Annotated in this window: 1 protein-coding gene; it reads left to right on the forward strand. The window is 70.4% G+C overall.

Features of this window, described 5'->3' with window-relative positions:
* Nucleotides 1-1,177, forward strand: a 1,177-nt coding sequence (locus BBK14_RS14995) for an ISL3 family transposase (RefSeq protein ID WP_157904270.1), incomplete at its 5' end; no start/stop codon positions are given.
* Nucleotides 1,178-1,220 lie beyond the last annotated feature (43 nt).

The following is a 1,220-nucleotide window of genomic DNA, read 5'->3' on the forward strand; positions in this document are numbered from 1 at the left end:
ACTGCCCGACCCCGCGGTCGCGACGGTCGCGGTGCTCGGAGTCGACGACTTCGCGCTGCGCCGCGGCCACACCTACGGCACCGTGCTCGTCGACGTGACCACCGGCCAGCCCGTGGACCTGCTCACTGACCGGGAGGCCGACACGTTCGCGGCCTGGCTGAAGTCGCATCCCGGCACCGAGACCGTCTGCCGCGACCGGGGCGGCGCCTACGCCGACGGCGCGCGCACCGGCGCACCGGACGCCACCCAGATCGCGGATCGCTGGCATCTGTGGCACAACCTGGCCGGCTACGTCGAGAAGACCGTCACCCGCCACCGGGCTGACCTGCGCGAACCTGCCGCCGAACCAGTGCCGCGGCCAGCGGAACCCGAGCAGGTCGACGTCGAGGCGAAGGCGGCGGCGGTGCGCGCCGAGCAGTTCGAGCAGCAGGACTTCGTCCGCCACGCCCGGGACCGTTACGCCGCGGTGCAGGAGCTCAAGGCCCAGGGCCTGGGCATCAAGACCATCAAGCGCCAGCTCGGACTGGCGAAGGAAACCGTCCGCAAGTACTACCGGGCCGAGACGGTCGAGGATGTCCTGGCCAGGGCCCGCGAGGGCCGGGTCAGCGTCCTCGACGCGCACAAGCCCTACCTGCACGAACGGTTCAACGTCGGCGTCACCAACGGCAGCCAGCTGTTCCGCGAGATCTCCGCCCGCGGCTACACCGGCAGCCAGACCATCGTCCTGGCCTACCTACGCCCGCTGCGCGCCGCCGGCCGCGCCCCCGCCCCCGCGCCGGCGGCGCCGAAGGTCCGCACCGTCACCCGCTGGATCCTCACCCGCCCCGACCGGCTCGACGCCGACGACACCACAGCCCTGAAAAAGATCCTCGAGCGCAGCCCGCCACTTGCCGCGACCGCGACCCACGTCGCTGGCTTCGCCGAGATGCTCGTCGAACGCCACGGCGACCGGCTCGATGCCTGGATCGCCATGGTCGAGGCCGACGACCAGCCCGACCTGCACCGCTTTACCCACGGCCTACGCAACGACCACGCCGCCGTCCTCGCCGGACTCACCGAACCCCACAGCTCCGGCGTCGTCGAAGGCAACGTCAACCGCATCAAAATGATCAAAAGACAGATGTACGGCCGCGCCAGCTTCGACCTCCTCCGCAAACGGGTCCTGCTTGCCAGATGATCAGCGGCCGGTCGGAAGAATCACAAGATCAGCGCCAGATCCA

Origin of the sequence: Parafrankia soli, assembly GCF_001854695.1 — a bacterium.
Taxonomy (GTDB): Bacteria; Actinomycetota; Actinomycetes; order Frankiales; family Frankiaceae; genus Parafrankia; species Parafrankia soli.